This is a genomic window from Pseudidiomarina planktonica (assembly GCF_900177775.1).
GTDB classification, from domain to species: Bacteria; Pseudomonadota; Gammaproteobacteria; order Enterobacterales; family Alteromonadaceae; genus Pseudidiomarina; species Pseudidiomarina planktonica.
Map to the genome: position 1 here is coordinate 1,248,876 of NZ_FXWH01000001.1, position 24,688 is coordinate 1,273,563.

The 24,688-nt window shown below is 46.1% G+C and carries 26 protein-coding genes and 1 tRNA gene; 16 read left to right on the forward strand and 11 right to left on the reverse strand.

The window, feature by feature from the left end:
• The first annotated feature begins 50 nt into the window (after window positions 1–50).
• Window positions 51–416: a cupin domain-containing protein gene (locus CCE91_RS05905; protein WP_086434290.1), complete on the forward strand. Its 366-nt coding sequence runs from the start codon at window positions 51–53 to the stop codon at window positions 414–416.
• 24 nt (window positions 417–440) lie between these two features.
• Complete coding sequence (locus tag CCE91_RS05910) at window positions 441–776, forward strand: thioredoxin family protein (RefSeq protein WP_086434291.1); 336 nt, start codon at window positions 441–443, stop codon at window positions 774–776.
• Between the two features lie 47 nt (window positions 777–823).
• On the opposite strand, the gene CCE91_RS12405 is transcribed toward CCE91_RS05910, so the two are convergent.
• Window positions 824–1,198, reverse strand: coding sequence for an HNH endonuclease (locus CCE91_RS12405; protein ID WP_086434292.1), 375 nt, complete (start codon window positions 1,196–1,198; stop codon window positions 824–826).
• A gap of 342 nt (window positions 1,199–1,540) precedes the next feature.
• Between CCE91_RS12405 and CCE91_RS05920 the strand changes: the two genes are divergently transcribed.
• The 4 genes from CCE91_RS05920 (at window position 1,541) to CCE91_RS05935 (ending at window position 7,705) form a co-directional block, all read left to right on the forward strand.
• Window positions 1,541–3,385: a hypothetical protein gene (locus CCE91_RS05920; protein WP_086434293.1), complete on the forward strand. Its 1,845-nt coding sequence runs from the start codon at window positions 1,541–1,543 to the stop codon at window positions 3,383–3,385.
• A 23-nt stretch (window positions 3,386–3,408) separates the two neighbouring features.
• Window positions 3,409–3,921 (forward strand): hypothetical protein, encoded by a 513-nt coding sequence (locus CCE91_RS05925; RefSeq protein ID WP_086434294.1) that lies wholly within the window; start codon window positions 3,409–3,411, stop codon window positions 3,919–3,921.
• Window positions 3,922–4,041: 120 nt separating this feature from the next.
• Entirely contained in the window at window positions 4,042–6,798 is a 2,757-nt protein-coding gene (locus CCE91_RS05930; protein ID WP_086434295.1) for a TrlF family AAA-like ATPase, read from the forward strand.
• Window positions 6,799–6,892: 94 nt separating this feature from the next.
• Window positions 6,893–7,705 (forward strand): chromosome partitioning protein ParA, encoded by an 813-nt coding sequence (locus CCE91_RS05935; RefSeq protein WP_086434296.1) that lies wholly within the window; start codon window positions 6,893–6,895, stop codon window positions 7,703–7,705.
• A 170-nt stretch (window positions 7,706–7,875) separates the two neighbouring features.
• Here the strand turns inward: CCE91_RS05935 and CCE91_RS05940 are convergent.
• From CCE91_RS05940 to CCE91_RS05960, 5 genes are all read right to left on the reverse strand, one after another.
• Window positions 7,876–7,952, reverse strand: a tRNA-Val gene (locus tag CCE91_RS05940).
• Between the two features lie 124 nt (window positions 7,953–8,076).
• Window positions 8,077–9,330, reverse strand: coding sequence for a permease (locus CCE91_RS05945; protein WP_086434297.1), 1,254 nt, complete (start codon window positions 9,328–9,330; stop codon window positions 8,077–8,079).
• Between the two features lie 100 nt (window positions 9,331–9,430).
• Complete coding sequence (locus tag CCE91_RS05950) at window positions 9,431–10,600, reverse strand: vWA domain-containing protein (protein WP_086434298.1); 1,170 nt, start codon at window positions 10,598–10,600, stop codon at window positions 9,431–9,433.
• A 3-nt stretch (window positions 10,601–10,603) separates the two neighbouring features.
• Window positions 10,604–11,443, reverse strand: coding sequence for an AAA family ATPase (locus CCE91_RS05955; protein WP_086434299.1), 840 nt, complete (start codon window positions 11,441–11,443; stop codon window positions 10,604–10,606).
• Window positions 11,444–11,531: 88 nt separating this feature from the next.
• On the reverse strand, window positions 11,532–12,590 hold the full coding sequence (locus CCE91_RS05960; RefSeq protein ID WP_086434300.1) for a DUF3080 family protein: 1,059 nt from the start codon (window positions 12,588–12,590) through the stop codon (window positions 11,532–11,534).
• Window positions 12,591–12,606: 16 nt separating this feature from the next.
• On the opposite strand from CCE91_RS05960, the gene CCE91_RS05965 reads away from it, so the two are divergent.
• On the forward strand, window positions 12,607–13,236 hold the full coding sequence (locus tag CCE91_RS05965; protein ID WP_086434301.1) for a riboflavin synthase subunit alpha: 630 nt from the start codon (window positions 12,607–12,609) through the stop codon (window positions 13,234–13,236).
• A 15-nt stretch (window positions 13,237–13,251) separates the two neighbouring features.
• Here CCE91_RS05965 and CCE91_RS05970 read toward each other — a convergent pair whose 3' ends face one another.
• A complete protein-coding gene (locus CCE91_RS05970) occupies window positions 13,252–13,464 on the reverse strand; it encodes a CPXCG motif-containing cysteine-rich protein (protein WP_086434302.1) in 213 nt (70 codons plus the stop codon).
• A 294-nt stretch (window positions 13,465–13,758) separates the two neighbouring features.
• On the opposite strand from CCE91_RS05970, the gene CCE91_RS05975 reads away from it, so the two are divergent.
• The gene (locus tag CCE91_RS05975; protein ID WP_086434303.1) at window positions 13,759–14,208 is read left to right on the forward strand and encodes a hypothetical protein; all 450 of its coding nucleotides are present in this window, start codon (window positions 13,759–13,761) and stop codon (window positions 14,206–14,208) included.
• Entirely contained in the window at window positions 14,209–14,580 is a 372-nt protein-coding gene (locus CCE91_RS05980) for a hypothetical protein (RefSeq protein WP_086434304.1), read from the forward strand.
• A gap of 14 nt (window positions 14,581–14,594) precedes the next feature.
• On the opposite strand, the gene CCE91_RS05985 is transcribed toward CCE91_RS05980, so the two are convergent.
• Window positions 14,595–15,503 carry a DMT family transporter gene (locus tag CCE91_RS05985; RefSeq protein ID WP_086434305.1) on the reverse strand — a complete coding sequence of 303 codons (909 nt, stop codon included), beginning with the start codon at window positions 15,501–15,503 and terminating at the stop codon, window positions 14,595–14,597.
• A gap of 146 nt (window positions 15,504–15,649) precedes the next feature.
• Here CCE91_RS05985 and thrS point away from each other — a divergent pair, with 146 nt between their 5' ends.
• The 7 genes from thrS to CCE91_RS06020 all read left to right on the forward strand — a co-directional run bounded on the left by thrS (window position 15,650) and on the right by CCE91_RS06020 (window position 22,611).
• On the forward strand, window positions 15,650–17,566 hold the full coding sequence (thrS, locus tag CCE91_RS05990) for a threonine--tRNA ligase (protein ID WP_086434306.1): 1,917 nt from the start codon (window positions 15,650–15,652) through the stop codon (window positions 17,564–17,566).
• A 19-nt stretch (window positions 17,567–17,585) separates the two neighbouring features.
• Window positions 17,586–18,128, forward strand: coding sequence for a translation initiation factor IF-3 (gene infC, locus CCE91_RS05995; RefSeq protein WP_086434307.1), 543 nt, complete (start codon window positions 17,586–17,588; stop codon window positions 18,126–18,128).
• 77 nt (window positions 18,129–18,205) lie between these two features.
• Window positions 18,206–18,403 (forward strand): 50S ribosomal protein L35, encoded by a 198-nt coding sequence (gene rpmI / locus CCE91_RS06000; RefSeq protein ID WP_086434308.1) that lies wholly within the window; start codon window positions 18,206–18,208, stop codon window positions 18,401–18,403.
• Window positions 18,404–18,418: 15 nt separating this feature from the next.
• Complete coding sequence (rplT, locus tag CCE91_RS06005; RefSeq protein WP_086434309.1) at window positions 18,419–18,772, forward strand: 50S ribosomal protein L20; 354 nt, start codon at window positions 18,419–18,421, stop codon at window positions 18,770–18,772.
• Window positions 18,773–18,923: 151 nt separating this feature from the next.
• Entirely contained in the window at window positions 18,924–19,904 is a 981-nt protein-coding gene (pheS, locus tag CCE91_RS06010) for a phenylalanine--tRNA ligase subunit alpha (protein ID WP_086434310.1), read from the forward strand.
• Between the two features lie 13 nt (window positions 19,905–19,917).
• Complete coding sequence (gene pheT, locus CCE91_RS06015) at window positions 19,918–22,305, forward strand: phenylalanine--tRNA ligase subunit beta (protein WP_086434311.1); 2,388 nt, start codon at window positions 19,918–19,920, stop codon at window positions 22,303–22,305.
• Between the two features lie 3 nt (window positions 22,306–22,308).
• The gene (locus CCE91_RS06020; RefSeq protein WP_086434312.1) at window positions 22,309–22,611 is read left to right on the forward strand and encodes an integration host factor subunit alpha; all 303 of its coding nucleotides are present in this window, start codon (window positions 22,309–22,311) and stop codon (window positions 22,609–22,611) included.
• 92 nt (window positions 22,612–22,703) lie between these two features.
• Here CCE91_RS06020 and CCE91_RS06025 read toward each other — a convergent pair whose 3' ends face one another.
• The 3 genes from CCE91_RS06025 to CCE91_RS06035 all read right to left on the reverse strand — a co-directional run bounded on the left by CCE91_RS06025 (window position 22,704) and on the right by CCE91_RS06035 (window position 24,633).
• Complete coding sequence (locus tag CCE91_RS06025) at window positions 22,704–23,366, reverse strand: ChrR family anti-sigma-E factor (RefSeq protein WP_086434313.1); 663 nt, start codon at window positions 23,364–23,366, stop codon at window positions 22,704–22,706.
• Window positions 23,359–23,940, reverse strand: a complete 582-nt coding sequence (locus CCE91_RS06030) for a sigma-70 family RNA polymerase sigma factor (protein WP_234996272.1) — start codon at window positions 23,938–23,940, stop codon at window positions 23,359–23,361. The genes CCE91_RS06025 and CCE91_RS06030 overlap by 8 nt, the downstream gene beginning before the upstream one ends.
• A gap of 114 nt (window positions 23,941–24,054) precedes the next feature.
• A complete protein-coding gene (locus CCE91_RS06035; RefSeq protein WP_086434315.1) occupies window positions 24,055–24,633 on the reverse strand; it encodes an LON peptidase substrate-binding domain-containing protein in 579 nt (192 codons plus the stop codon).
• Window positions 24,634–24,688: the final 55 nt, after the last annotated feature.

A 24,688-nucleotide genomic window follows, 5' to 3' on the forward strand; every position in this document is an offset into this window, starting at 1 on the left:
AACGTCCGCCCTTGGCACAAACCAGCCTTAAAAAATTAATAAGGAACCCAATGCTCCACAACCCCATAAACTTCAAAGAAAAGCTGAGCCTGTTTAATGAGCCATGGTCACCGAAGGTCATAGCCGAGATGAACGACTACCAGTTCAAAGTGGTAAAACTTCAGGGTGATTTTGTCTGGCATGACCATAAGGATACTGATGAAACCTTTATCGTGCTGGCGGGGCGTCTGCGCATCGATTTTAGGGACGATCATGTCGAGCTGTCCGAAGGAGAAATGTACGTAGTGCCGAAGGGCGTTGAACATAAGCCTTACGCAGAGCACGAAGCCCATGTTTTACTTATCGAACCCCGGGGTGTCGTGAACACCGGCTATAATAAGGGCAGTAAAACGGCAGAGAGTGATGTTTGGATTTGAGGCAAGGCACCTGGAGCAAATAACATGAAAACAGATGATATTGGTTCTAACTCGGAATACACAGAAGAAGCATTTACGGCTGAACAAGTTGGCGAGTTATCCGGCGACGTTTTACTTGATTTTGGTGCGCCGTGGTGTGGGCACTGTCAGGCTGCAAGTTTCGCGATAAAGGAGGCCGTAGCTGAACATTCAGAACTGCGTCATATTAAAATATATGACGGCAAGGGCAAACCACTTGGTCGTGCGTTCAAGGTAAAGCTTTGGCCCACGTTGATCCTTCTGCGTGATGGTAATGAAGTGGATCGTTTAGTGAGGCCATCAAGTGCTGACGAAGTTCGTCAATTAGTTTCAACAAGTTAACTAAAAGCTGCGGACAAGCCAGCGTATTAATTGGCAGCACCCAGATGCTATTGGTTAATCAATGTTGACTGAACCCGACATAGTATCGATTCCGGCAACCACTTCCCTTTGGCTATTCGGTCTGTAACGAGCTTCTTATATCGCTCTGGGCTTGGTGGCTTTCGATATTGATGACGCTTTTTGTTGCAGTACCTGCAGGCAGCTACAATGTTTGAATGCTCATTCCCGCCACCATCACTTTTAGCTTTGAGGTGTTCCGCAGTGCATTGCAGCCCGTGCGCTTGCTTTGTGCTGAGATTATAGCTTTGTGAAAATTCATCTTGATTGGCTGAGTGCCACATGGGAAGCCCACAATAAAAACAGCGGTTGTTTTGCTTGGTTGCGGAACGTAGGCGATTTTTCTGAATTACTTTTGAGACCATTACGGCTCTCCTCTGATTAATTAGGGAAAGTCCGTATTAGTCTTAGACTAGGGACGGCAGACATAACTTTAAGTCATATCCAAATCTAAATGAGTTAGCTTCGCTAGCCATCTTCGTTTTTTAAGTTAATCGCATCATAAAATCTTTTCAAGAGAAATATTCTCCCTGAAACTCAATTTCAAATTGTAGTGAAGAACTACACAAGGTAGGTACCAGATAAGTACGTAGGTGTATTTCATTCAAAAACCAATGTAAGCATAAGGTTAAGATGTTGCTTTACGGTTATAAATTAATCAGATACTGTTGAACGAATTTCGTACAGCACCAAGGAACGGTTATCTCATGAAACTATCCAGTGTCCTAACCAGTGTTAATCAAATCGAAAAGTCTAAGTTTGTTAACTTTCTAGATCGAGTTTGTACTGAGGCCAGTACGCGCGACAAAGAGTTAGCGAAACGCATTAGCGCCATGGATGGCGAAATCAAAAATGCATCGAGCGGTGAAGTCACACAGTTGTTTCGTTTATCGCAGCCCTTGCTTAAACGAGAGGTAAAACGCCAGCTTGCACTTAGCGGAGCGCAAGCCTCGTTGCTGGTAAATATTCTAAGTAGAGACGGTAATTGCGTAGCACGAATTTCTTGGATTGAGCAGTTATATGCTCAGGAATGGTCTGCTATTGATGAACATGCCAAGGCTCTTTTAGAAAGGCTTAAATTAGGGTCTGAGCCTGATCGTTTTGATGAAACTAAACGATTGTCTATCTACTTCTCCTGCTTGAAAGAAGCCCACCATAACGATGAACGAATAAATCGCGAGGCAAAAATAACAGATGAAGAGCGGGGCATTCTTAACGTGCTTGCTCATCAACTGGATGTGACTGCAGAAGATAGAGTTGCAGTAGAGCACCTGGTGAATCCAATTGAAAAGACTGGTGTACAGAATTGTTTGAATCAGTTGCGTGAGATTGGTTTGTTATTCGTCAGCAAGAAACTACAAACCGTTTATGTGCCTGATGAAATAGTGTCGATGCTTCACCAAATTCAAGGCAAGCAAGTTGCTGATAAGCACTTGCTGAGAATTCTTCGTACATTCTCTGACGCCGAACTATCAAACATTTTGAAGTATCACGATAAACGGATCCGCGGTGTGGAACGGAACGATAAAATTGAAACGGTATTTAAAATGGGTCTTTCGGTCAGCGATATTTTGACTAAGGATCTGCATAATGAAAAATCTAACGTTAATGAGAAGAAAGAGCGCCTAAAGCAATTAATTGACGATCTTCAACTTAATCTGGATAAGTTAGGCACGACGTTGGAAGAACGCTGTGAGCTAATTATTAACTCTTTGAATACCTCCACCGAGCGTGAGTTTAATATTCTCTCTGCGGCTGGTTACAAGTCGCTCTACGAAGCGTTAGAGCAGCATGTGTCAGGACTAACTAAAAAGTTGCGCGAAGAGTTTGAATTAGAAGAGAACCTGGAAGTTGATGTCGAACGATTGCGCGCCTTATCTATAACGCCTTACGACATCCTTTATATGCTAACGAACGATGAAGTGAAGTCGTTGAAAACCTCAATGGCTATTACGCGTCGGGGCGATGCTCGGCAATTGATCATTGAGTCTTTTGCAAACGCCACAGACAAGTTAATTGAAAACTATGATGCGCTTGCAAAACGAGATTTGGCAACTCTGAAAAAACACAATATAGATATTGCAGAGGCTGAAATTGGCGTCAAATTTGAAGAAGTAACCAAAGCCATATTTGAGGAGTTGGGCTTGGATGTAGATGAAGATTTGCGCCGCTCAATCAATACCGCCAAAGACCAAGCTGACATCCTGATATCACTGAGCGAAGACGACGTCATTATTGGTGAAGCTAAAACCTGTAAAAGTGGTGACTTCGCGAAATATTCAACCACATCACGACAAGTTAAAGCGTATGCAAATCGTTGTGAGAGCTTCGGCAAGCGCGTAGCTCAAGTACTCATTATTGCACCAACATTCTCAACAGACTTCGTCGAATCCGCGCAAATGGATACTGAAGTGAATATCTCACTTCTTGAAGCCGCAGGACTCAAGAAAATACTAGAAGCTTTCAAGTCACGACGTAACCCAAACTTTAGCGCCAAATTACTTACTAAAGGTGGGCTGTTGAAGGCGGATTTGATTGCTAAGACGATTTAGAACTCATAAAAAAGGAGAGCCATATGGGCATTTTATTTATTCTACTTTGGATAACTTGTGGTTTCATTGCTGCAGGAATAGCGTCTGGACGTAACCATAATGCCGGAGTTTGGTTTGTAATAGGCGCACTATTTGGTGTGTTCGGGCTTATAGGCGCTTTTTTACTACCAGACAAAAGCAAATCCGCTGAGAAATCGGCTACTGCTCCAAATACCTCTGATATAGAAAACCAAACACGAACTTGTCCTTTCTGCGCTGAAGAAATAAAAGCAAAAGCAGTAGTGTGTCGATTTTGTGGGAAAGATGTTCCTCCCGTTGAAACACCAAAACAGGAAGCTCCGATAACCCTAAAAGAATCCGAACTGAGCAAGTTGAAGTCAGAAGTAGGAGAGGATGCAGTACAGTTATCTAGCAAAGACGCTCAAGCCTGGCATTGTGTCTGTGGTAGCACCAATAGCTTAGAAATTAAAAACTGTGGAGAGTGTAAGCGTAACCGAGATTTCGTACTGGCTAATTATAAATTACGATCGTTATAAAAGATAAATTCTTTTTTTTAATGATTAGAACAAGAACTGCGTTAAGTCCGGTTTAAGCGGTACTTTTTCGGGGTAAATCTGCCCAGTATATATTATCAACAACTTGAAAAGGATGTGAGTTTGGATAAAGAATTTGCGAGAGGGTCTCAGTGGAGAAGATGGGACCTACAGGTGCAAACCATTCTTGATGACGGCTATATTGAACTCAAAGATTATGCAGGAGAGTTGAAAGCTTCTCATCCGGATGAGTGGGCGGCTTTTATTGCTTATGCTGGAACGGAGGAAGAAGTTCTAAAGCACGATTCCAAATCTTATTTTTTTACTGATCCAGCAGACAATGAAAAGGTTCGGGCGAAGAATTATGCAAGGACATTTATAGGATTTTTAGAAGCTTTCCAAAAAGAAGAAGTTTGCATAGCAATTACCGACCATAATTATAACCATCCTCACCTGTTAGATGCACTGTTGGATGCATCGAGAGATAGTTTAGTAAATGTTATCGGCGGAGTTGAAATTAATGTACAAGGCGTTCATATTCTTGCTTTATTTGATCAGCCTATTTATGGAAAAGGTAGCTTCTCTGAGGGAATAACTACTTTTTTATCTAAGATTGATGTGGATAGTAAGGAAACCAAAGGTTCACTGACAGTCTCGAATAAATCTTACACCGAAGTTTTACGAAGAGTCGAAGAGCATCACGGTATAATTATATATCCACACTGCAATAGCGATAATGGTCTTTTTCAAGAACGAGGAAGAACAGATAGAACTCACTTAGGAGATCAATTCAATCATCAAGAATTCAATATACTCCAAGGGAGAAGCAAGTTAGGTGGCGATAAACTCGCAGCATATATTGAGAGCAAGTCATCCGATTTAAGATCAGGTTATTGTTATACAACTGCTACAGATGCGAGATGTTTGAGAGATATTCTTGCTCCTGATGAACTAGGAAATTATACATGGATTAAGGCCGACCCTACGTTTGATGGGCTAAGGCAAATAATGTTCGAACCCTCACGAATTGCGATTCAAGGTAACCTTCCAGAGGATAAAGCAGGCTATCAGGTAATTGATAGAGTGGAGATATCGAATGACCTTATTTTAAATTCGAGCTTACTGTTAAATACAAATATGAGTTCAATCATTGGTGGCCGTTCAACAGGGAAGTCGGTGCTGCTTACGGCTATCGCGCAAAATCTTAAGACGGAAAAACCAATTAATTTTTCCCATAAGCCAGAGTACGGGAGCTTTGTTCGGAAAATAGCGGCATCTATCAAAGTAATTTGGAAGGATGGGGAGGTTAATAATGATAGAGAGATTGAGTTCTTTCAACAAGGCTATATGTATGACCTCGCAACAGACGGTAAGAAGCTCAGTGAATTGGTTCAGGATATTTTAAGAATAAAAGGTAAAAGTAACTTTTTAGAATCTTATTTTGCAAAAAAAAGTGATCTTAGAAAATCAATATCATCAAGCATCAACGATCTATTTCAAGTTATATCAGATATTTCTAGGCGTTCGACACTTTTATCTGAAAAGGGCGACCGTAAAGGTGTTGAGGACGAGATATATAGGTTAAATGATAAGCTCAAGGAGCTTGACAGTCTGTCATTAACTGAAGATGAGAGAGTGAATTACGGGCTGCATAAAAAAATCATTGAAGCGTCAACTAAGCTGCTGGATCAGTTAGGTAAAGACATATCACAGATGGAACGGTTGAAAGAGACTTCTCCAATTCGTCATGATTTTGTTTATGAGTTTTCAACGTTATCTACAGATCTCCGGGAGGAAATGGCTAATATTTATGACTCGGTAAAAGATGAAGTAGAAACAAATTGGCGGGGTCGTATAGAAAGTAAGCTAAGTTCATTAAACGAGAAAGTAGTTGCAGAAAAAAAGAAGATAATAGAATCTCAAACCAATTCAGATTATATTAAGGCCGATAAAGCATATAAAAACTCGACTCAACTTAAAGAAATACAGGACCGTATAAAAATTCAGACTAATGCATTAAATGAGATTGAATCAATAACTCAGGAATTTTCTGAATTAGAGAAGCAAAGGGAAAATTTGATTTCCAAAATTATATCTAGTCATAGTGAGTATTTCTCTGTGACCGGAAATTTGTTACCTACTTTATCTGATAGTCAAGATGGTCTCGATATTAATGCGGACTCTAATTTTAATGGAGAACGCTACAGGAGTATTCTTGAAGGTGCACTCAATCTTCAAAGTACGTCAAGTCGTCAGTTAGCTGATTTTGAATATCAGAGTCACGAGCAGTATATAATAAATTTGGAACAATTATTGGAAGGCTTACTCGCTGACAAATTGACTCTGAAAGGCGGGTACACACCACAGTCTTTAGCGACTACTCTTCTTACAGAATGTTTTTACGAGCTTTCTTATGATCTTGTATACGAAGACGATAACTTTAAACTGATGTCAGATGGCAAAAAAGCATTTGTTGTATTAAAGCTGTTGCTGGACTTTAGCGATAAAAAATGTCCTATACTCATTGATCAGCCTGAAGATGATTTAGATAACAGGGCTATATATCTCGATTTGGTTCAGTATTTAAAAAAGAAAAAAATTCAACGACAAATAATTGTTGCTACTCATAATCCTAATATAGTCGTGGGCTCTGATAGTGAATTGGTAATTGTCGCGAACCAGCATGGTATCAAAAATGAAAATATGGAATCCAAAAAGTTTGCTTATAAATCAGGTAGCCTAGAAAATTCTATGCCTATTGATTTAGCTAATCCCATTGTTCTTGAATCGCAAGGTATTAGACAACACGTATGTGTGATTTTAGAGGGTGGAGATGCAGCATTTAGATTGAGAGAAAAGAAGTATGATTTGTTGGTTTAAATTCAAGGTATAGATATTCGTAGGTTATTTGTAACGAATATAGTTTATTCGTTATGTCTATTTTTAAAATTCTAAAGTGCACGTGAGATCTTACATGGATTCAATTTTTTATGGAATATCTAATATACCAAATGTTGTTTGGAGTGCAGTGATTGCATCCTTATTAACATTTTTGGGTGTTTTGTGGACAAATAAAGGAAATGAGAGGAGGCAAGCTGCGTTATTGGCACATGAGGAAATCCGACTTAAAGCAGAGCAAAAGCTGTCATTAAAAAAAGATGTTTTCTTAGCGTTAGCGGGATCTTTTGCAAACGTATTGGGTATCATTCCTAATTTAATGAATCTGAATGTAACTGGTAAAGACATAAATGAGCAAATTGGGGATCATAGCGCTATTGTAGCTAGGACATATTTATCAGCAAGGGAAAGCACGGTTGCAGAAATATTGAAGTACTCCTCAGCTGTAGCGGAAACGTACCTTAGTTTATTAAGGCCTAGGGATGCTCTTTTAGATCACAAGAGGGCTATAGAAATATATCAGGAGACGATCGATCAGGCTAATGAGGAGAAGGATCGGATAATTTCTATTATGAAAGAATTCAATCTTCAAGGAAGACAAGAAGAGGCAATGTTTAACTATTTAAATGAAAGCTACGAAAATCAAGAAAAAATAATTGAAGAGAGCTATGCCTCGCAAAATGAACAGCAGGGTATTCTTAAAGGACTTCACAGGGAGTATTGTCAACGATGCATCTCTGAGCATGGAAGGCTCCTTCTATTGCTACCACCGGTTACTATTGCGTTGAGAAAAGAACTTGAGAATGATGATGATTCTCAGGTTTTTATAAATGCAATCAATGAATCCGTTCAGCGAATGAAGTTATCTTTTGAGCAGTTACTTAATTAGATAGTATATAAAGTACCATTATTGGACAAATGTTTAGTAAAACAGGGTGTTTATTTCGATTATCGTTCCTATTCCGAAGATAAATGTTCCGCATTGGAAACGAAGAGGTTATAAACATATCGAGTACTGAACGAATGGAAGATCAGTAGAAAAAAGGAAAGGCATTCAAATGGTGCGTCCGAGTAGACTCGAACTACCGACCTCTGCCATGTCAAGGCAGCGCTCTAACCAACTGAGCTACGGACGCACTATGGGGCTGGAATGTTCGCGAATGCGAACGGCCGCTATATTAGTCATTCACACTGCCGCCCGCAAGTGTTTTTTGCCCCGCACGGCCGTAAACGGGGCTTAAGCGTTTACTTGCTGAGCAATTAGGCAAAAGCATGGCTCAGCAGGCCGCCAGTTAGCCAAATTACGGCAATTAGCGACAAGCTATTCATTAATTTATCTTTCCAGGAAGAGCCACCGCCGTGGTCATGATCGTGATGTTCATGGCCCTGGCGTTGTTTCCACCACATATAAATTAATGGTGCTGACAACAGCAGCAGAATTATATTCAGTACAAAGCCGTAGTTCAGCTGAAAGTGCTGTTGTTCAGCAGGTGATGACCAGGCGCTGGGGTCGGGCAGCATGTCCAGAGCTACCAGGCCGTAGTGCATGATAATAGCCGCACCTACTAAGCACACGAACAGCATGCCGGTTATGTAAAGTGCCATCTTCCAGCCGTAGTAGCGGGCGTTAATACGAATTACCGGCAGCACCACTAAGTCGGAGAAGATAAAGGCCATAACACCCGCAAAAGCCACGCCTTCGCCGAACAGAACGGCGGCCAGCGGAATGTTACCCATAGAGCCAATAAAGGTGAAAAAAGCGGCTACAGGGCCTACCACAGCTTGTTGCAGAACGGCTAAAAAGCCGGGGTTGGCAGACTGTTCGGTACCAACACCCACAAACAGCCATTCGAAGAAGGCGCTAGGCACAAAGGCAGAAATAATGCCGGCAACGGTAAAGCCTAGCAGTACGTCCTGCCATACCATTTGCCATTCCATCACGTACTTATTGCCAACTTTCTGCCAGGTGTCGGACTGCTGTAAACGAGCCATCCAGTGGTCGTCGTCAGAGTTTTTGTCGCCGTGATCATGGTCGTGCTCGTCGTCGCTGTCGTCTTCCAGCTTGTCGCGTGCACCTTGGGTAAGCTTGTCCGGGCGCGTTACTTTAATAAACACCCAGGCCAGCAGAATCAGTAATATGCCACCCACGTATTCGGCCACCACAAACTGCCAGCTTAAGAAAATGGCAATAACAAAACCAAGTTCAATTACCAGGTTGGTTGAGGCCAACATAAAGGCCATGGTGGGGGCTAGGGCCGCGCCTTTTTGGAACAAGGCCCGGGTGGTAGAAAGAGCAGCGAAGCTGCAGCTACTGGAGATAAAGCCAAAGAAGGTACCCAGAGCCATGGGCTTCATGCCGTCGTCGCCCATGGCCGATCGCATCCGTGCGCGGGTAACGAATACTTGTATCAGGCTGCTGACTATATAACCCAGCACAAAAGCCCAAAGCGCCATCCAGAAAAAACCAACGCTGGTGTACGCGGCTTCACCCCATTGCTGCAGAAAATCCGTCATGCTCCATCCTTGTTTCTAGCTAGTGATTGGTTTATCAATAATTAAAACAATGAATTAAGCCTAGACAATTTAATCGGTTTTTCAAAAGAAGTTGGGTATTTTAGAGCAATTCCTGAATGGCATCGCTAATGCCAGCCATGGTTAGCGGGTACATGCGCTGCTCCATAATCTGGTGAATTAAACCTATAGAAGCGTAGTAAGGCCAGCGTTCCTGCGGCTGTGGATTTAGCCACACGGCATTAGGAAACTGGTTTAGCAAGCGTTGCATCCATACCTGGCCGGGCTCTTCATTCCAGTGTTCAACACTGCCGCCGCTGTAAGCTATTTCATACGGGCCCATGGTGGCATCACCAACCACTATCACTTTGTAGTCGCTGCCGTACTTTTGTAGTACTTCGGTGGTTGGAATTTTCTCGCTGAAGCGGCGCGCGTTGTTCTGCCACACAAACTCGTACAGGCAGTTATGAAAGTAGTAGAACTCCAGGTGTTTAAACTCACTACGAACGGCCGCAAATAGTTGCTGGCATTCGTAGATGAAGTCGTCCATAGAGCCGCCCACATCAAAAAACACCAGGAGTTTAATAGCGTTGTGGCGCTCGGGTTGATAGCGCAAATCCAGTAACCCAGCTTTTTCAGAGGTAGCCTTAATGGTGCCGTTTAAATCAAGCTCGGTGTCGCTGCCGGTGCGGGCAAAACGGCGGAGCTTGCGCAGCGCTAGTTGCAAGGTGCGGTTGTTCAGTTCGGCATCGGTGTCTAAGTCACGGAACTCGCGTTTGTCCCACACTTTTACCGCGCGGCGGGCGTTGCTGCCGTCCTGACCTACACGAATGCCTTCCGGGTTGTAGCCGTATGCACCAAAGGGCGAGGTTCCGCCGGTTCCTATCCACTTGTTGCCGCCGGCATGGCGTTTTTGCTGCTCTTTTAAACGTTCCTGAAACTGCTTCATCAGCTCGTCCAGGCCGCCTAAGGCTTTCAGCTTCTCTTTGTCTTCGTCGCTGAGCTGCTTTTGCATGGTGCGACGCAGCCATTCGTCAGGTATCGAGCTGGCAATATCGACTTCAGCCACGCCTTCAAAGTATTCGGCAAAGGCGCGATCAAAGCGATCGTAATGGCTTTCGTCTTTCACCATCACTAAGCGCGAGAGCGAATAGAACGCCTCTACGTTGCTGAATATCACCTGCTTTTCCAGCGCCCCCAGCAAGTCCAGCAGCTCGGTTAAGCTGGCCGGTACGCCGTGTTTGCGCAGGCATAAAAAGAAATCTATCAGCATGGTTTAGCGCTGCTGACGACGTGCCATAAAGGCTAGTTTTTCGACTAGCTGCACATCTTGTTCATTCTTCAGCAAAGCACCGAACATAGGCATCAGGCCGTCTTGTGACTGTTGCAGCGTGCTGGCCGGAATGTCTTCGGCAAGCAACAACTTCAACCAGTCAATAAGCTCTGACGTAGACGGCTTTTTCTTTAGATTCGGGGTGTCGCGCAGGTCAAAGAATACTTCTAGTGCGGTGCTTAGCAGTTTCTGTTGAATAGCTGGATAGTGCACCTGCACGATATCGCGCAGGGTGTCGGCATCCGGAAAACGAATGTAGTGGAAAAAGCAGCGACGCAAAAAGGCATCCGGCAGTTCTTTCTCGTTGTTCGAAGTAATAATCACAATAGGGCGTTGCTTGGCCACTATCTGCTCGCCGGTTTCGTACACATGGAATTCCATTTGATCCAGCTCGTGCAGCAGGTCGTTCGGGAATTCAATGTCGGCTTTGTCGATTTCGTCAATCAGCAGTACCGGGCGTTGCTCGGCGGTAAAGGCCTGCCACAGTTTGCCGGAGCGAATGTAGTTGGCTATGTCATGCACTTTGTCGCTACCGAGCTGGCTGTCGCGCAGACGTGACACCGCGTCATATTCGTACAAGCCTTGCTGAGCTTTGGTGGTGGACTTGATTTGCCAGCGCAGCAGCGGGGTATTCAGGCTGGCGGCCAGTTCTTCGGCCAGCTTGGTTTTACCTGTGCCTGGCTCGCCTTTAATCAGCAAGGGCTTTTCGAGTGTTACGGCCGCATTTACGGCAAGCGAGAGTTCATCGGAAACTATGTAGTTTTCAGTACTGCTAAAGTTCATGGTTGTGGGCTTCTCTCGTTTCTTTGAATGGGGCTAGTTTACCGAAAGCGGTATGCAGCGTACAGGCTAGTTAAGGCCAAGATCGGGCTTAAGCGCCCGGCACAAAGTCACAGTCGCGGAAAAACTCCTGCCACTGCTGTGCATGGGCGCGGGTGGTTGTGGTTAGCTGCATAGGTAACTCGGCCAGATAGTTCAGATACTGAGTTACTTCGGGGTGGGTGCTTTGCGCCTGTAACCTTTCTAGCAAGGGCGTTAACTGATACCCCTGCGACACAAACCCGGCTAACTGCGGCTGCAGCTCGCTGGCAAAAAACTTGGTGAATATGTTCCGTAAAATTTTAGCCCGTTCCGGTGTGCCCTTGCTGAGGCACCCTGCGCGTTCAGAAACGCCGGTTAATAGTGGCGCAAGCGCAGCCAAGTAGTGTTGTTTGTCGTGCAACGAACGCCAGTAGCCGGGCAAATAGCTGCTGTTTTGTAGGTTCTCCAGCGCGCTTTCAAGCTGCTCAAAACTAGGCAGCTGGTCACCAGTTTTACGATATTCGAATACGGTTAACACCACTTCAAATGCGGCCAGCGTGGGAGCCAATCGCGCATCATCCGCGCTGGCCAGCGGGGTAGCGGCTGGCGACAAACTATGGCGCAGGGCATCATCGGTGGCTATGGCCTGCTGGCGTAACTGTGGCAGTTGCTCTTGTTTGGCGTTAATGGCCGCGGTTAAACGAACTTGCCAGGTACTGTTTTCGGTAACATCGGCTGCACACAAGCGCAAGGCTTCCAGCATTTTTAAGTCGTTGTAATAGCGCAACACACCGTCGGTTAAACGCCCCAGCGCACTGTTGCGTTCGGCTATTAAAGCTCCGGCCGGGCATTCATCCAGCCGCCAGGCATCAATAAGCGATAGCGACAAGCGCTCAATATCGCTATTTAATTCCCGCGCTACCGGCATGCGTTTCGGATAGGCAAGCTCCACTTCCAGCGGCGGTAAGTCTTGCGCATAGGTTAGCCGCTGCTGATATTCAGCCACAGTTTCTAAGCCATCGGGGTAATCGCTGCAGCTGCTTACTAACAGCACCGCAGCTACCGGGAAAACGTAGCCAAAACAGCGCTTAGCGCGTACAATTTGCGTATTCAGGAACCCAAATATCACAGTTGGACTTCACCTTATGTTTACCGGAATTATTCAGACGCAGGCAAAAGTTGCTGCCATAAGCGTAGCAAATAAAGCTACTGAACAAGCATTTAAACATATTGTTATTGAAACTCAGCCGCAATTTTTACAGCAACTGCAAATTGGTGCCAGCATTGCCATTAATGGTTGTTGCTTAACCGCTGTGGAGTTTTCCGACACGCAGGTGCACTTTGACGTGATTGACGAAACCCTGCGCCTGACCAATCTTGGTGAGCTGGAAATTGGTGACTTAGTAAATCTTGAGCGTAGCCTGAAAATGGGAGACGAGATTGGTGGCCATCATGTTTCGGGGCATATTCACGACACTGTGGTGGTAGAGAAGGTACAACAAACGGCTGAAAACTGGGCGGTTTGGTTGCGTTTTCAACCGAAATGGCAGCGTTATATTTTTGCGAAGGGTTTCATTGCGGTAAATGGTGCCAGCTTAACCGTGGGCCAGGTAGAAGATAACTGCTTCTCGCTGCATTTAATTCCGGAAACGCTGCGGCTAACCAATATTGCCAACGCCAAGCCGGGCGACAGACTAAACATGGAGCTGGATCAGCAAAGCATTACCATTGTTGATACGGTTGAACGTGTATTAGCTCAGCGTGGCGTTGCCTAGTTCTAGATAGCAGCTCTAGTAAAAGTTCTCGTCGTCGCTGTCCACCCGCACAATAATTTTGTCGCGAACTTTGTCTTGCACAACTTGCAGGTGAATTTCATTGCCGCAATCAGGGCACTCGTCTTTGTAGTCCTGATTGCCCTGTGACGCATCAATATCAACATGTACTTGATGACCACAGAAAGGGCAGTGCAACGCCGCATCGTGTAGCTCGTTATCAATACTCATAAGTGACTCCTCGTTGCCGGGTGTTTTAACCCAAGCTTCAAGTTAAGTATGGTTCAGTTTGACCATTTCGCCTGTTATTTCGTGTAACTATGAGTAAAGTCTAGAAGCTTTCTGAAGCTAGGCAAAATCGTGCTTACAAGCTATTGAATAACAGCATAATTCCATCATCTGCATATTCTGTTGCCTTATTCAGGTACTAGCCAGATACTATGTCTGAAAGTAAATAGTTGGGCTGTTTTTAAGTGTACAAACTCTTCGGCCATGCGATTCGTCAGTGGCGTTAAGGACTAAAAAATGAATCCCAATAGTAATAAGTTTTTACTCGCCGCTGCACTGTGTTGTGCCTTGGCTGCATTGGCCCATCTAGGTTGTATTTTATTTGGTGCAGATTGGTACCGGTTCTTTGGCGCTGGGGAACAGATGGCCGCAATGGCTGAGCAAGGTCTTTGGTACCCAACCATAGTTACCCTGGGGCTTGTTTGCATACTTTTTATTTGGGCCGCCTATGCATTATCTGGTGCAGGTGCGATTAAACAATTACCGCTAACCAAGTTAGCGCTGGTAATTATCACTAGCATATTCCTGCTACGTGGCGTTTCATTCGTGGGTTTAATGCCAATGTTTCCTGACAATAGCATAACGTTCTGGCTGGTAAGCTCGGTTATTTGCTTGTTTATTGGTGGCTTATTTGCGGTTGGTACTGTGCAGCAGTGGTCAAAACTGCGAGCTAAAGGAGTTAATTAAATGCTTTATATAGCCGGTTTTTTAGCCATTCTAATTGGATGTGCTCATTCGTTTTTGGGTGAGAAATACATTCTTGTAAGGTTGTTCCGAAATAAGAACCTGCCGCAACTACTGGGCAGCGATTGGTTTACCAAAAGAACGCTTCGCTTTGCCTGGCACATTACTACTGTTGCCTGGTGGGGATTCGCAGCTATTTTATTTCTATTCGCAAGCGCGGGCCAAAATAGTCAGCAAGGTGTGCTGCTTGTAGTTGGCGCGGTATTTTTGATTAGTGGAATGTTTTCGGCAGGTTTTTCCCGGGGAAAACATCTGTCATGGGTAGTCTTTTGGGCTATTTCGGCAATCTGTTTTTATGCAGCGATTTACAGTTAAGCTTGCACAGGAACCTACAAGCGGTTGAATAGCAGCATAATTCCGCCAAGTGCCAACACCGCGCCGCCAATTGAGCGCCAGGAAATGCGTTCGCCCTGCAGTAATCTTATGGGAATTAACCATAGCGGTGCGGTAGCCAGTAAGGTTTGCGCTATGCCCGGGTTAATGTGTGCAATGGCCAACTGTTGCAGCCAAATGGCCAAGAAAGTGCCCATCACAATGGCTAAAGCTAACCAGGGAATGCTGGTATGACGCAAAGCGGCGCGGGTAGTGCGGATCATTTGTGGGCGCAATAGCAACAAAGCCACTGTTAAAGCCAGCGTACCTGCCACCAGGCGAATAAAGGCGGCATTAATAGCGCTTACGTTAAATTCCTGCAGTGCATGAAAGGCCATAACTAAACCAACCGCCTGACACAAGGCTGCGCCAACACCAGCCATAATGCCGCTAAGCTGCTGTGGCTTAGCCGCTACCTGCAGTTCGGCAGAAGCTGGCTTACGCTCGGTAATAACCCAAAGTACGCCAATAATGATAATCACGGCGGCAATAGCCTCGCGCGCTGTCATCCCTTCGTTCAGCACCAGCAGTGCTAACAAGGCCGCAAAAGGCGGCGCTAGATATTCCAGCAGCATGGTGTGCCAGGGGCCTAAGCGGCGCAGCGCGGAAAAATACAGCGTGTCGCCCAGGGTAATACCTATTACGCCACTAGCCAGCAACAGCCAGGCTGCGGTGCTGCCATCAAAGCTCAGCAACTGGCCGGTAAGCACTGCTGCCAATGCTAACAGGGGACAGGCGACCGCGCCTTTTACCAGGTTTAACTGCGCCGCAGAAAGGTGGCTTCCGGCGTTGCTGTATAACAAAGTTGCAAGGGCCCAAAACAGGGCGGCGGTAAGAGCGGCAATGTGGCCTATGTATGCTTCCATAAATACGTCGTTTTCGCTCTATTGTGCTGGTTAAATTACGGCCGCTAATGATTGCAGCAAACGGGCGGCTAGGCTATAGTGTCGGCTTCATTTTTTGCCGCAAGTGACACTTGGTAGGTGCCACCACTGTACATAAGGAAATAGCAATGCCTGTAGTAACGCTTCCCGATGGTAGTCAACGTGAATTTGAAAACCCGGTTTCTGTGCTTGAAGTAGCGCAGGATATAGGTCCTGGCCTTGCCAAAGCAACGGTTGCAGGGCGTATTGACGGTGAACTGGTAGACGCCAGTGACATGATCACCCAGGACGCGAAGCTACAAATCATCACCCCAAAGGATGACGATGGCGTGCATATTATCCGTCACTCTTGTGCGCACTTGCTTGGCCATGCGTTGAAACAAATGTTTCCGCAGGCAAAAATGGCCATTGGTCCGGTTATCGACAACGGTTTTTATTACGACGTTGATATTGACCGCGCGCTCACGCAGGAAGATTTAACTGCGCTGGAACAGCGCATGAAAGAGTTGGCCAAAACCGAATACGAAGTAGTTAAGAAGAAAGTAAGCTGGGCGGAAGCGCGTGAGACTTTTGTTGAACGCCACGAACCTTACAAAGTTGAGATTCTGGACGAAGACATAAGCCGCGACGATAAGCCGGGCTTGTATCACCACGAAGAGTACATTGATATGTGCCGTGGCCCGCACGTACCTAACATGCGTTTTTGTCAGCACTTTAAAGTGATGAAAACGGCAGGTGCATACTGGCGTGGTAGCTCAGACAATAAAATGCTGCAGCGTATTTACGGCACGGCCTGGGCTGACAAAAAGCAATTAAAAGCTTATTTGCAGCGTTTGGAAGAAGCGGAAAAGCGTGATCACCGTAAAATTGGTAAAGCGCAGGACTTGTTCCATTGGCAGGAAGAAGCACCTGGCATGGTGTTCTGGCATCACAATGGCTGGACTATTTTCCAGGAGCTGGAAAAATTTATTCGCGAAAAAATGCGCGAGTACAAGTATCAGGAAGTGAAAGGTCCATTCATGATGGACCGCGTGTTGTGGGAAAAATCAGGTCACTGGGAAAAATTCGCAGATTTGATGTTTACTACCTCGTCGGAAAATCGCGAATACGCGATTAAGCCAATGAACTGCCCGGGGCACGTACAAATATTTAATCAGGGGCTGAAGTCTTACCGTGACCTGCCACTGCGTATGGCTGAATTTGGTTGCTGTCACCGTAACGAACCATCAGGTGCCTTGCATGGTTTAATGCGGGTTCGTGGTTTTACGCAAGACGACGCGCATATTTTCTGTACCGAAGCACAGGTACAAAAAGAAGTGGCCGGCTGTATTGAGATGGTTTATGAAACCTATAAAGCTTTCGGCTTTGACAACATTGTAGTGAAGCTGTCAACGCGCCCAGAGAAGCGTCTGGGCGACGACGCCACCTGGGACAGAACTGAGCAAGCACTGGCCGAAGCACTAAAAAGCCACGACATTGAATTTGAGTATTTGCCGGGCGAGGGTGCCTTCTACGGTCCGAAGATTGAATTTACTTTGTTCGACTGCATTGGACGTGCGTGGCAGTGTGGTACAATACAACTTGATTTCGCCTTACCAGGCCGCTTAGGCGCCACTTATGTGGGCGAAGACAACGACCGCCATACGCCGGTAATGATTCACCGGGCTATTCTTGGCTCATTAGAACGCTTTATGGGCATTCTGATTGAAGAGTACGCAGGGTCGTTCCCGGTTTGGTTGTCGCCGCAACAGGTTGTGGTGATGAACATTACCGATAGCCAGGCAGATTACGCTGTAAATGTTGCCAAAGAATTGAACGAAAAGGGTTTTAGAGCAACAGCCGACTTGAGAAATGAGAAAATAGGCTTTAAAATCCGCGAGCACACTTTAAAACGTGTTCCATATTTGCTGGTTGTTGGCGATAAAGAAGTCGACAACGGCGCGGTTGCGGTACGAACTCGTAAAGGTGAAGACCTTGGTACGCTTAGCTTGCAGGACTTTGAGCAGCGTTTACATGACGAAGTTAGTAGTCGCAAAATTAGTTAACTTGTTGGAGGAATAACCCATTAAAGGCGGAAAAAGAACTCAGAAAGCTAGTGATAAAAATCGCATCAACGAAGAAATTCGCTTACCAGAGGTAAGATTAATTGGTGTTGAAGCTGAACAAATTGGAATCGTTAGTTTACAAGAAGCTCTTGATGCTGCTGCTGAGGCAGGAGTTGATTTGGTGGAAATCAGCCCGAATGCTGAGCCCCCAGTCTGTCGGTTGATGGATTACGGTAAGTTCCTCTACGAGAAGAGCAAAGATCAGAAAGAGCAGAAGAAGAAGCAGAAACAAATTCAGGTTAAGGAAGTTAAGTTCCGACCTGGTACAGATGAGGGCGATTATCAGGTAAAACTGCGCAACCTGACTCGCTTCCTCGAGGGAGGTGACAAAACTAAAGTCACCGTTCGTTTCCGTGGCCGGGAAATGGCGCATCAGGAAATTGGAATTGAATTGCTAAATCGCATTAAAAAGGATTTAGAAGAAATTTCAGTACTTGAATCGTTCCCAAGACGTGCTGAGGGTCGCCAGATGATTATGGTGCTGGCCCCTGCTAAGAAGTGATTGTGGTCTACAAGTAGGCAAGCGTAAGCGAACCTCACCCTGTCACACTTTTATTAACAATGCGGAGTCATATTTTCATGCCGAAAATTAAATCCAATAAAGGCGCGTCAAAGCGCTTTAAGAAAACCGCTTCTGGCGGCTTTAAGTGCAAGCAATCACACTTGCGTCACATCCTGACTAAGAAGAGCTCTAAGCGGAAACGTCACCTGCGCGCTAAAAGCATGGTACACCAGTCCGACGTAGCGTTAGTCGCGCGTATGTTACCGTACGCATAAGGAAGGAGAGATAGCATGGCACGAGTAAAACGTGGTGTGGTCGCGCGTGCGCGTCACAAGAAAGTTCTAAAACAAGCGAAAGGTTATTATGGTGCACGTAGTCGCGTATATCGCGTAGCGTTCCAGGCCGTAATTAAAGCTGGTCAATATGCATACCGTGACCGTCGCAACAAGAAACGTCAATTCCGTCAATTGTGGATTGTGCGTATCAATGCTGCGGCACGTCAAAACGGTTTATCATACAGCCGCTTTATCAATGGTTTGAAAAAAGCATCTGTAGAAATCGATCGTAAAATTCTTGCAGACATCGCTGTTCACGATTCAAGTGGCTTTGCCGCTTTAGTTGAGAAAGCGAAAAGTTCTATTTAAGAACTTGTTGTAAGCGCAGAATAGTTTGGGAAGGGAACGCTTAGCGTTCCCTTTTTTTATGTTATTTTTCGCGCAAATTGGCTATCATAGCCCGCTTAACGAATGCTTAGAATTCACGCACAACCTTTAACGCTCACCATTGAGGAATGTCATGAAGTTGAATGAGATTGTCGCTGCAGCGAAAGCAGCCGTTGCTGATGCGACATCACCGCAGCAACTGGATCAAGTGCGGGTTGATTACTTAGGTAAAAAAGGTCAACTCACTGAACAGCTGAAAAGCCTGGGTAAATTGAGCGCCGAAGAGCGCCCGGCGGCAGGTCAGGAAATTAACCGCGCCAAGCAGGAAGTGCAGCAGTTTATTAACGCCAAAAATGACGAGCTGAAAGCGGCTGAATTAGCTGAGAAGCTGGCGGCCGAAGCCATAGACGTAACTATGCCAGGTCGGTTAAGTAAAGTTGGCGGCTTGCACCCGGTTACCCGTACCATTCAACGTATTGAAGCCTTTTTTGGTGACTTAGGCTTTAGCGTAAAGCAGGGCCCTGAAGTGGAAGACAGCTTCCATAACTTTGATGCGCTGAACATTCCGGCGAATCATCCGGCTCGTGCCGATCACGATACTTTCTATTTTAATGCCGACGCATTGCTGCGTACGCAAACTTCCGGCGTGCAAATTCGCACCATGGAAATGGAACAGCCGCCGCTGCGTATTATTTCGCCGGGCCGCGTATACCGGAACGATTACGATCAAACCCACACGCCAATGTTCCATCAGGTTGAAGGCCTGATGGTTGACACCGACGTGAGCTTCACCCAGTTAAAGGGCATTCTGCAGGACTTTCTAACCAACTTCTTTGAAGAGAGTCTGGAAGTGCGCTTCCGTCCGTCTTACTTCCCGTTTACTGAGCCTTCTGCTGAAGTAGACGTGCGTCGTGCTGACGGCGAATGGTTGGAAGTACTGGGTTGCGGCATGGTGCACCCAAATGTACTGCGCGCTGTGAATATTGATCCCGAAAAGTACTCAGGCTTTGCCTTTGGTATGGGCGTTGAGCGTTTAACTATGCTCCGCTACCAGGTAAATGATCTTCGCGCGTTCTTCGAGAACGATGTGCGCTTCCTGAAACAGTTTAATTAATGGGTGTTGATGTATGAAATTCAGTGAACAGTGGTTACGCGAGTGGGTAAATCCAGGCATTGATACCAACGCCTTAAGTGAACAGCTGAGCATGGCTGGTCTGGAAGTTGACGGTGTTACTCCGGTAGCGGAAGAATTTAGTGGTGTAGTAATTGGTGAAGTGGTTTCTTGCGGCCAGCACCCGGACGCCGACAAGCTGCAAGTAACCCAGGTGAACACCGGTGACGACGAGTTGCACAACATTGTGTGTGGCGCGCCAAACTGCCGTACCGGTATTAAAGTTGCGGTGGCCAAAGTAGGTGCCGTGTTACCTGGTAACTTCAAAATCAAGAAAGCCAAGCTGCGCGGCGAGCCGTCTAACGGCATGCTGTGTTCATCGTCTGAGCTTGGTTTAACTGACGAGCACGATGGCATTTTAGAACTGCCAGCGGATGCGCCGGTAGGTACTGATTACCGTAAATACTTGCAGTTAGACGACGTAACTATGGACGTTGATTTAACGCCAAACCGTGCCGACTGCTTAGGTATTAAAGGCTTAGCTCGTGAAGTAGGCGTACTGAACCGTTGTGATGTGCAAGAACCTGCGTTTGCCGCTGTTGCCCCAACGCTTAGTGAAACCCGTAATATTGAATTGCAAGCGCCTGACGCCTGCCCACGTTATCTGGGCCGAGTTATTCAAGGTGTAGACGTGAAAGCGCTAAGCCCGGTGTGGTTAACCGAGCGCTTGCGTCGCAGTGGCGTACGTAGCATTGACCCTGTAGTTGACGTAACCAACTACGTATTGCTCGAGCTGGGTCATCCGATGCACGCATTCGATTTAGACAGCCTGCAAGGTGACGTACAAGTTCGCTATGCCAAGCCAGGCGAACAGCTTGAGCTGTTAGACGGTCAGGTAGTGACGCTGCAAGACGACGTATTAGTTATTGCTGATGAACAGAAAGCACTGGCCATGGCTGGTATTTTCGGTGGTAAGCAAAGCGGTGTGACCGACCAAAGCAAAGCTATTTTCCTGGAAAGCGCATTCTTTGCGCCAGACGCTATTGCTGGCCGCGCCCGTCGCTTTGGCTTACACACAGATGCATCACACCGTTATGAGCGTGGCGTTGACCCTGAGCTACAACGCACCGCTATGGAGCGCGCTACGGCGCTGTTACTGGAGATTTGCGGCGGTGAAGCAGGTCCTATCGTTGAAGCTGTGGCAGAGTCACACTTACCTAAGCCTGCACAGGTTACTTTGCGTGCGGCGCGCCTGAAGAAAATTTTGGGTGTGAGTATTGACGACAATCAGGTTGAAGACATTTTAAAACGTCTTGGCTTTGACGTGAAAACCAATGCCGATGGCTGGCAGGTGGTAGTACCAACCTTCCGTTTTGATATTGCTATTGAAGAAGATTTGATTGAAGAAGTAGCGCGGGTATACGGCTATAACAATATTGAAGCGGCTGCGCCGGCGGCAAGTTTAAGCATGATCCCACGCCAGGAACAACAGCAGTCGTTGCTGCGGTTCTCGGAAGATTTGGTTGATCGCGGTTATCAGGAAGCTATCACCTATAGCTTCGTCGATCCTAAACATCAGGCGTTGTTATTTAACGAAACAGCGGCGCTATCGTTACCGCATCCGATTTCGGTGGAAATGTCATCCATGCGTGTAAGCTTGTGGCCAGGTTTGTTGGCTACTGTGGCGTACAACCAAAAACGTCAGCAACCATCTTTGGCATTTTTTGAAAGTGGTTTACGCTTCTTACCAGACGATGATGCACCAAGCGGTGTATTGCAGGAACCTATGCTAGCTGGCGTGCGTGCTGGTAAAGTTACTGGTGAACACTGGAGCGACGCTGACCGTGCAGTAGACTTCTACGACATTAAAGGTGACGTGGAAAGCTTATTGAACCACACTGGTTTTGCGAATGAGTTTAAGTTTGTTGCTGATCAACATCCAGCATTACACCCGGGTCAGTGTGCGGCTATTTACCGTGCCAGCAAGCGGGTAGGTTATGTTGGTGCTATTCATCCGCAGTTTGAGAAGAAGCTTGGCCTGAACGGCCGTACCTTCGTGTTTGAACTGGAACTTGGTGCCATTCAACAACGCCGGTTGCCAAAAGCTGCACCAATTTCGCGGTATCCGTCTATTCGCCGTGATTTGGCCGTAGTGGTTGAAAATCGCGTGGCTGTTGGCGAAATCTTTACCGCCATAGAAAACATTGGCGTTAAGAACTTGGTTGGCCTAAACTTATTCGATGTTTATCAAGGTCCTGGGGTAGCCGATGGCTATCGCAGTCTGGCTTTGTCGCTAACGTTGCAGGACACCGAGAAGACATTAGAAGACGCAGAGGTTGATGCAAGCATTGCTACTGTGGTCAAACTATTGCAAGATGAATTCGGAGCAACTCTAAGGGAGTAAGCTATGGCACTGACCAAAGCGGAAATGGCTGAGCATTTGTTCGACAAGTTTGGTATTAACAAACGCGATGCAAAAGAATTAGTCGAGAACTTCTTTGAAGAAATTCGGACTGCGCTAGAGCAGGGCGATCCGGTGAAGCTGTCTGGATTTGGCAATTTTGAATTGCGTGAAAAAGGTGAGCGTCCGGGCCGTAATCCGAAAACTGGCGAAGATATTCCAATTTCTGCACGACGGGTCGTCACTTTCCGTCCTGGTCAGAAGCTGAAACAGCGTGTTGAAAACGCTAAACCTGAGGGTGGCAATTAACGCCCTTAGGTACTTCCCTTAGCTACGAAAAATACAAAAAAGCCGGTACACAAGTACCGGCTTTTTTAATGCTTTACTGTTAGCGCTTTAAACTAACGAAAGAACAAGCTGCTAAAAGGGTTCAGCAAGCGGCTAATACCTGAGGTGAAGTGCAACGGGGCATCCAGTGACGCTAACGTCAGGCAGTCTTCCTGCTGCGTTTGCGGACTGTGGCGATGCTTTTCGTTTAGCAGGATAAAATCACCATCGTGATAGCTGTCGTGCTCGTCGTTAAAGGTACCATTTACCACCAGAGTAGCTTCGGTTCCTTTGTGCGTGTGCTCAGGTACAGTTGCACCTTGCGCCATATAAATCAGATTCACGCTGCTGTCAGACGACACTTGCATTGGGGCACGCCATAATTTACCAACCATGTGGCTCCAAGGGCCGATTCTGTCACGGTTACGTGCTAGCGTGTTCGGCAGGTTGAAACGCTTACCTTCCAGACTCAGCATAGATTCAACCGGCGTACGTACCACACTTTTCGGTGCAGAAGACGCGAATATGGCTGCCATCATTTGCTCACAATTCAATGCTTCCAGCGGTTCAGTACTACCAAACTCTTGTTTGCATAAAGTTTCTTCAATATCGGCCACCGCAGCCTGACACTGAGAACACATGTCTACGTGTGTTGCCATAACCAGTGACAAACCTGCACTGAGCTCACCAGCAACATATTGGAACAAATTGGCTTCGGATGGATGTGATTTAATCATGAGCAGTTATCAACTCTTTCAGTTTCTTTAATGCCAAACGGGTACGGGATTTCACCGTGCCCAGCGGAATTCCAAGCGAGTCAGAGACTTCTTGCTGAGATTTCCCTTCTATATAAATTCGTTCTATTACTTCGCGCTGCGCATCAGGCAGTTGCGCGTAATAGGACGAAATTTCCTGCATCAGTACTTTGCCATCCAGCGAATAATCGTCATCAAGTGACTCATTATTCTCAGCAAGGATTGGCCACAATTCGTCAGCACTTAAGTCGTTCTGACGATGCTTATTCTTACGCAGAATATCGAAACGGATGTTACGCGCTATGGTAAAAATCCAGGTCGATGGAGACCCTTTATCGGGTTTGAACAGGTGTGCTTTATGCCAAACGTTGGTCATGGTTTCCTGAACAAGATCCATAGCGGTTTGTTCGTTACCAAACTGGCGGGTGGCATAAGCCTGTAATTTAGGGGCAAAATGACGGAAAAGCTCACTGAAAGCGCGACGGCTTTGAGTTGCTGCAACTTGCGCTAACAAGTCTGCAGCATAGTCAGCGTTGTCCGTTCGAGCACTGGTCATAACTTTCCGTTGTGTTTCGCGTGCGGACGCCATTTGCATAGTGTATACCTGTTCCAATATTGTACAAGTTACTTTTACTACGAACCGCCCCTGATTTTTGGATCACAAGGACGTTTATAGAATTAAGTTGCGAATATAATCTCGTGCTTTATGACAGTCTTTCGAATCCAATAATTCTTGCTTCATACTCGGGTCTAACGGCAATATTTCCAGCCAGCGTAAGCATAACCAGTCGGTACGATCAGTCGAATGCTCTGGGCATAAATCCTTCAGCTCAGGATGCTGCTGGTAAATTTCTTCCATGCGATGGCGTAGTAAGGAATCTTCATTACACAGCTGTTCCTGCGGCCAGTTTTGTCTGGCTTCTACTTCGGCAACGCGCAATCCGTCTTTCTCAGTGTCTATAGAACGAATACAGAACAAGCTTTGACCCACCACGGTAATGCCCAAAAGCCCGTCGGGTAAGCATTCGAAGTCAACAATTTTAGCGAGCGTCCCAAGAGGTAAAATATGGGAGTTATTCTCTTTATTCCCAAATGCGTCAAGCATGCACATACCAATTTCACTACCGTGGCGCATGGCGTCTTTCACCATTCGCAGATAGCGTGGTTCGAATATACGTAACCTGATTTGACCGCCCGGTAACACGTGGGAAGTCAATGGAAACAGAGGAATACGTTTTACCGCTGACATAGTCCATGTATCCAGTTGTTGTTGATTTATGCACAGATTACGATACCTGTAGACA

Coding starts and splice junctions, on each gene's coding strand:
- CCE91_RS05945 (WP_086434297.1), bottom strand. CDS start 9,330: ATGACGGATTTTCTGCAGCAATGGGGTGAAGCCGCGTACACCAGCGTT.
- CCE91_RS05905 (WP_086434290.1), top strand. CDS start 51: ATGCTCCACAACCCCATAAACTTCAAAGAAAAGCTGAGCCTGTTTAAT.
- CCE91_RS05925 (WP_086434294.1), top strand. CDS start 3,409: ATGGGCATTTTATTTATTCTACTTTGGATAACTTGTGGTTTCATTGCT.
- pheT (WP_086434311.1), top strand. CDS start 19,918: ATGAAATTCAGTGAACAGTGGTTACGCGAGTGGGTAAATCCAGGCATT.
- pheS (WP_086434310.1), top strand. CDS start 18,924: ATGAAGTTGAATGAGATTGTCGCTGCAGCGAAAGCAGCCGTTGCTGAT.
- rplT (WP_086434309.1), top strand. CDS start 18,419: ATGGCACGAGTAAAACGTGGTGTGGTCGCGCGTGCGCGTCACAAGAAA.
- CCE91_RS12405 (WP_086434292.1), bottom strand. CDS start 1,198: ATGGTCTCAAAAGTAATTCAGAAAAATCGCCTACGTTCCGCAACCAAG.
- CCE91_RS05970 (WP_086434302.1), bottom strand. CDS start 13,464: ATGAGTATTGATAACGAGCTACACGATGCGGCGTTGCACTGCCCTTTC.
- CCE91_RS06030 (WP_234996272.1), bottom strand. CDS start 23,940: ATGACCAGTGCTCGAACGGACAACGCTGACTATGCTGCAGACTTGTTA.
- CCE91_RS05920 (WP_086434293.1), top strand. CDS start 1,541: ATGAAACTATCCAGTGTCCTAACCAGTGTTAATCAAATCGAAAAGTCT.
- thrS (WP_086434306.1), top strand. CDS start 15,650: ATGCCTGTAGTAACGCTTCCCGATGGTAGTCAACGTGAATTTGAAAAC.
- CCE91_RS05975 (WP_086434303.1), top strand. CDS start 13,759: ATGAATCCCAATAGTAATAAGTTTTTACTCGCCGCTGCACTGTGTTGT.
- CCE91_RS05955 (WP_086434299.1), bottom strand. CDS start 11,443: ATGAACTTTAGCAGTACTGAAAACTACATAGTTTCCGATGAACTCTCG.
- CCE91_RS05950 (WP_086434298.1), bottom strand. CDS start 10,600: ATGCTGATAGATTTCTTTTTATGCCTGCGCAAACACGGCGTACCGGCC.
- CCE91_RS06020 (WP_086434312.1), top strand. CDS start 22,309: ATGGCACTGACCAAAGCGGAAATGGCTGAGCATTTGTTCGACAAGTTT.
- CCE91_RS05935 (WP_086434296.1), top strand. CDS start 6,893: ATGGATTCAATTTTTTATGGAATATCTAATATACCAAATGTTGTTTGG.
- CCE91_RS05910 (WP_086434291.1), top strand. CDS start 441: ATGAAAACAGATGATATTGGTTCTAACTCGGAATACACAGAAGAAGCA.
- CCE91_RS05965 (WP_086434301.1), top strand. CDS start 12,607: ATGTTTACCGGAATTATTCAGACGCAGGCAAAAGTTGCTGCCATAAGC.
- CCE91_RS05980 (WP_086434304.1), top strand. CDS start 14,209: ATGCTTTATATAGCCGGTTTTTTAGCCATTCTAATTGGATGTGCTCAT.
- CCE91_RS05985 (WP_086434305.1), bottom strand. CDS start 15,503: ATGGAAGCATACATAGGCCACATTGCCGCTCTTACCGCCGCCCTGTTT.
- rpmI (WP_086434308.1), top strand. CDS start 18,206: ATGCCGAAAATTAAATCCAATAAAGGCGCGTCAAAGCGCTTTAAGAAA.
- CCE91_RS06035 (WP_086434315.1), bottom strand. CDS start 24,633: ATGTCAGCGGTAAAACGTATTCCTCTGTTTCCATTGACTTCCCACGTG.
- CCE91_RS06025 (WP_086434313.1), bottom strand. CDS start 23,366: ATGATTAAATCACATCCATCCGAAGCCAATTTGTTCCAATATGTTGCT.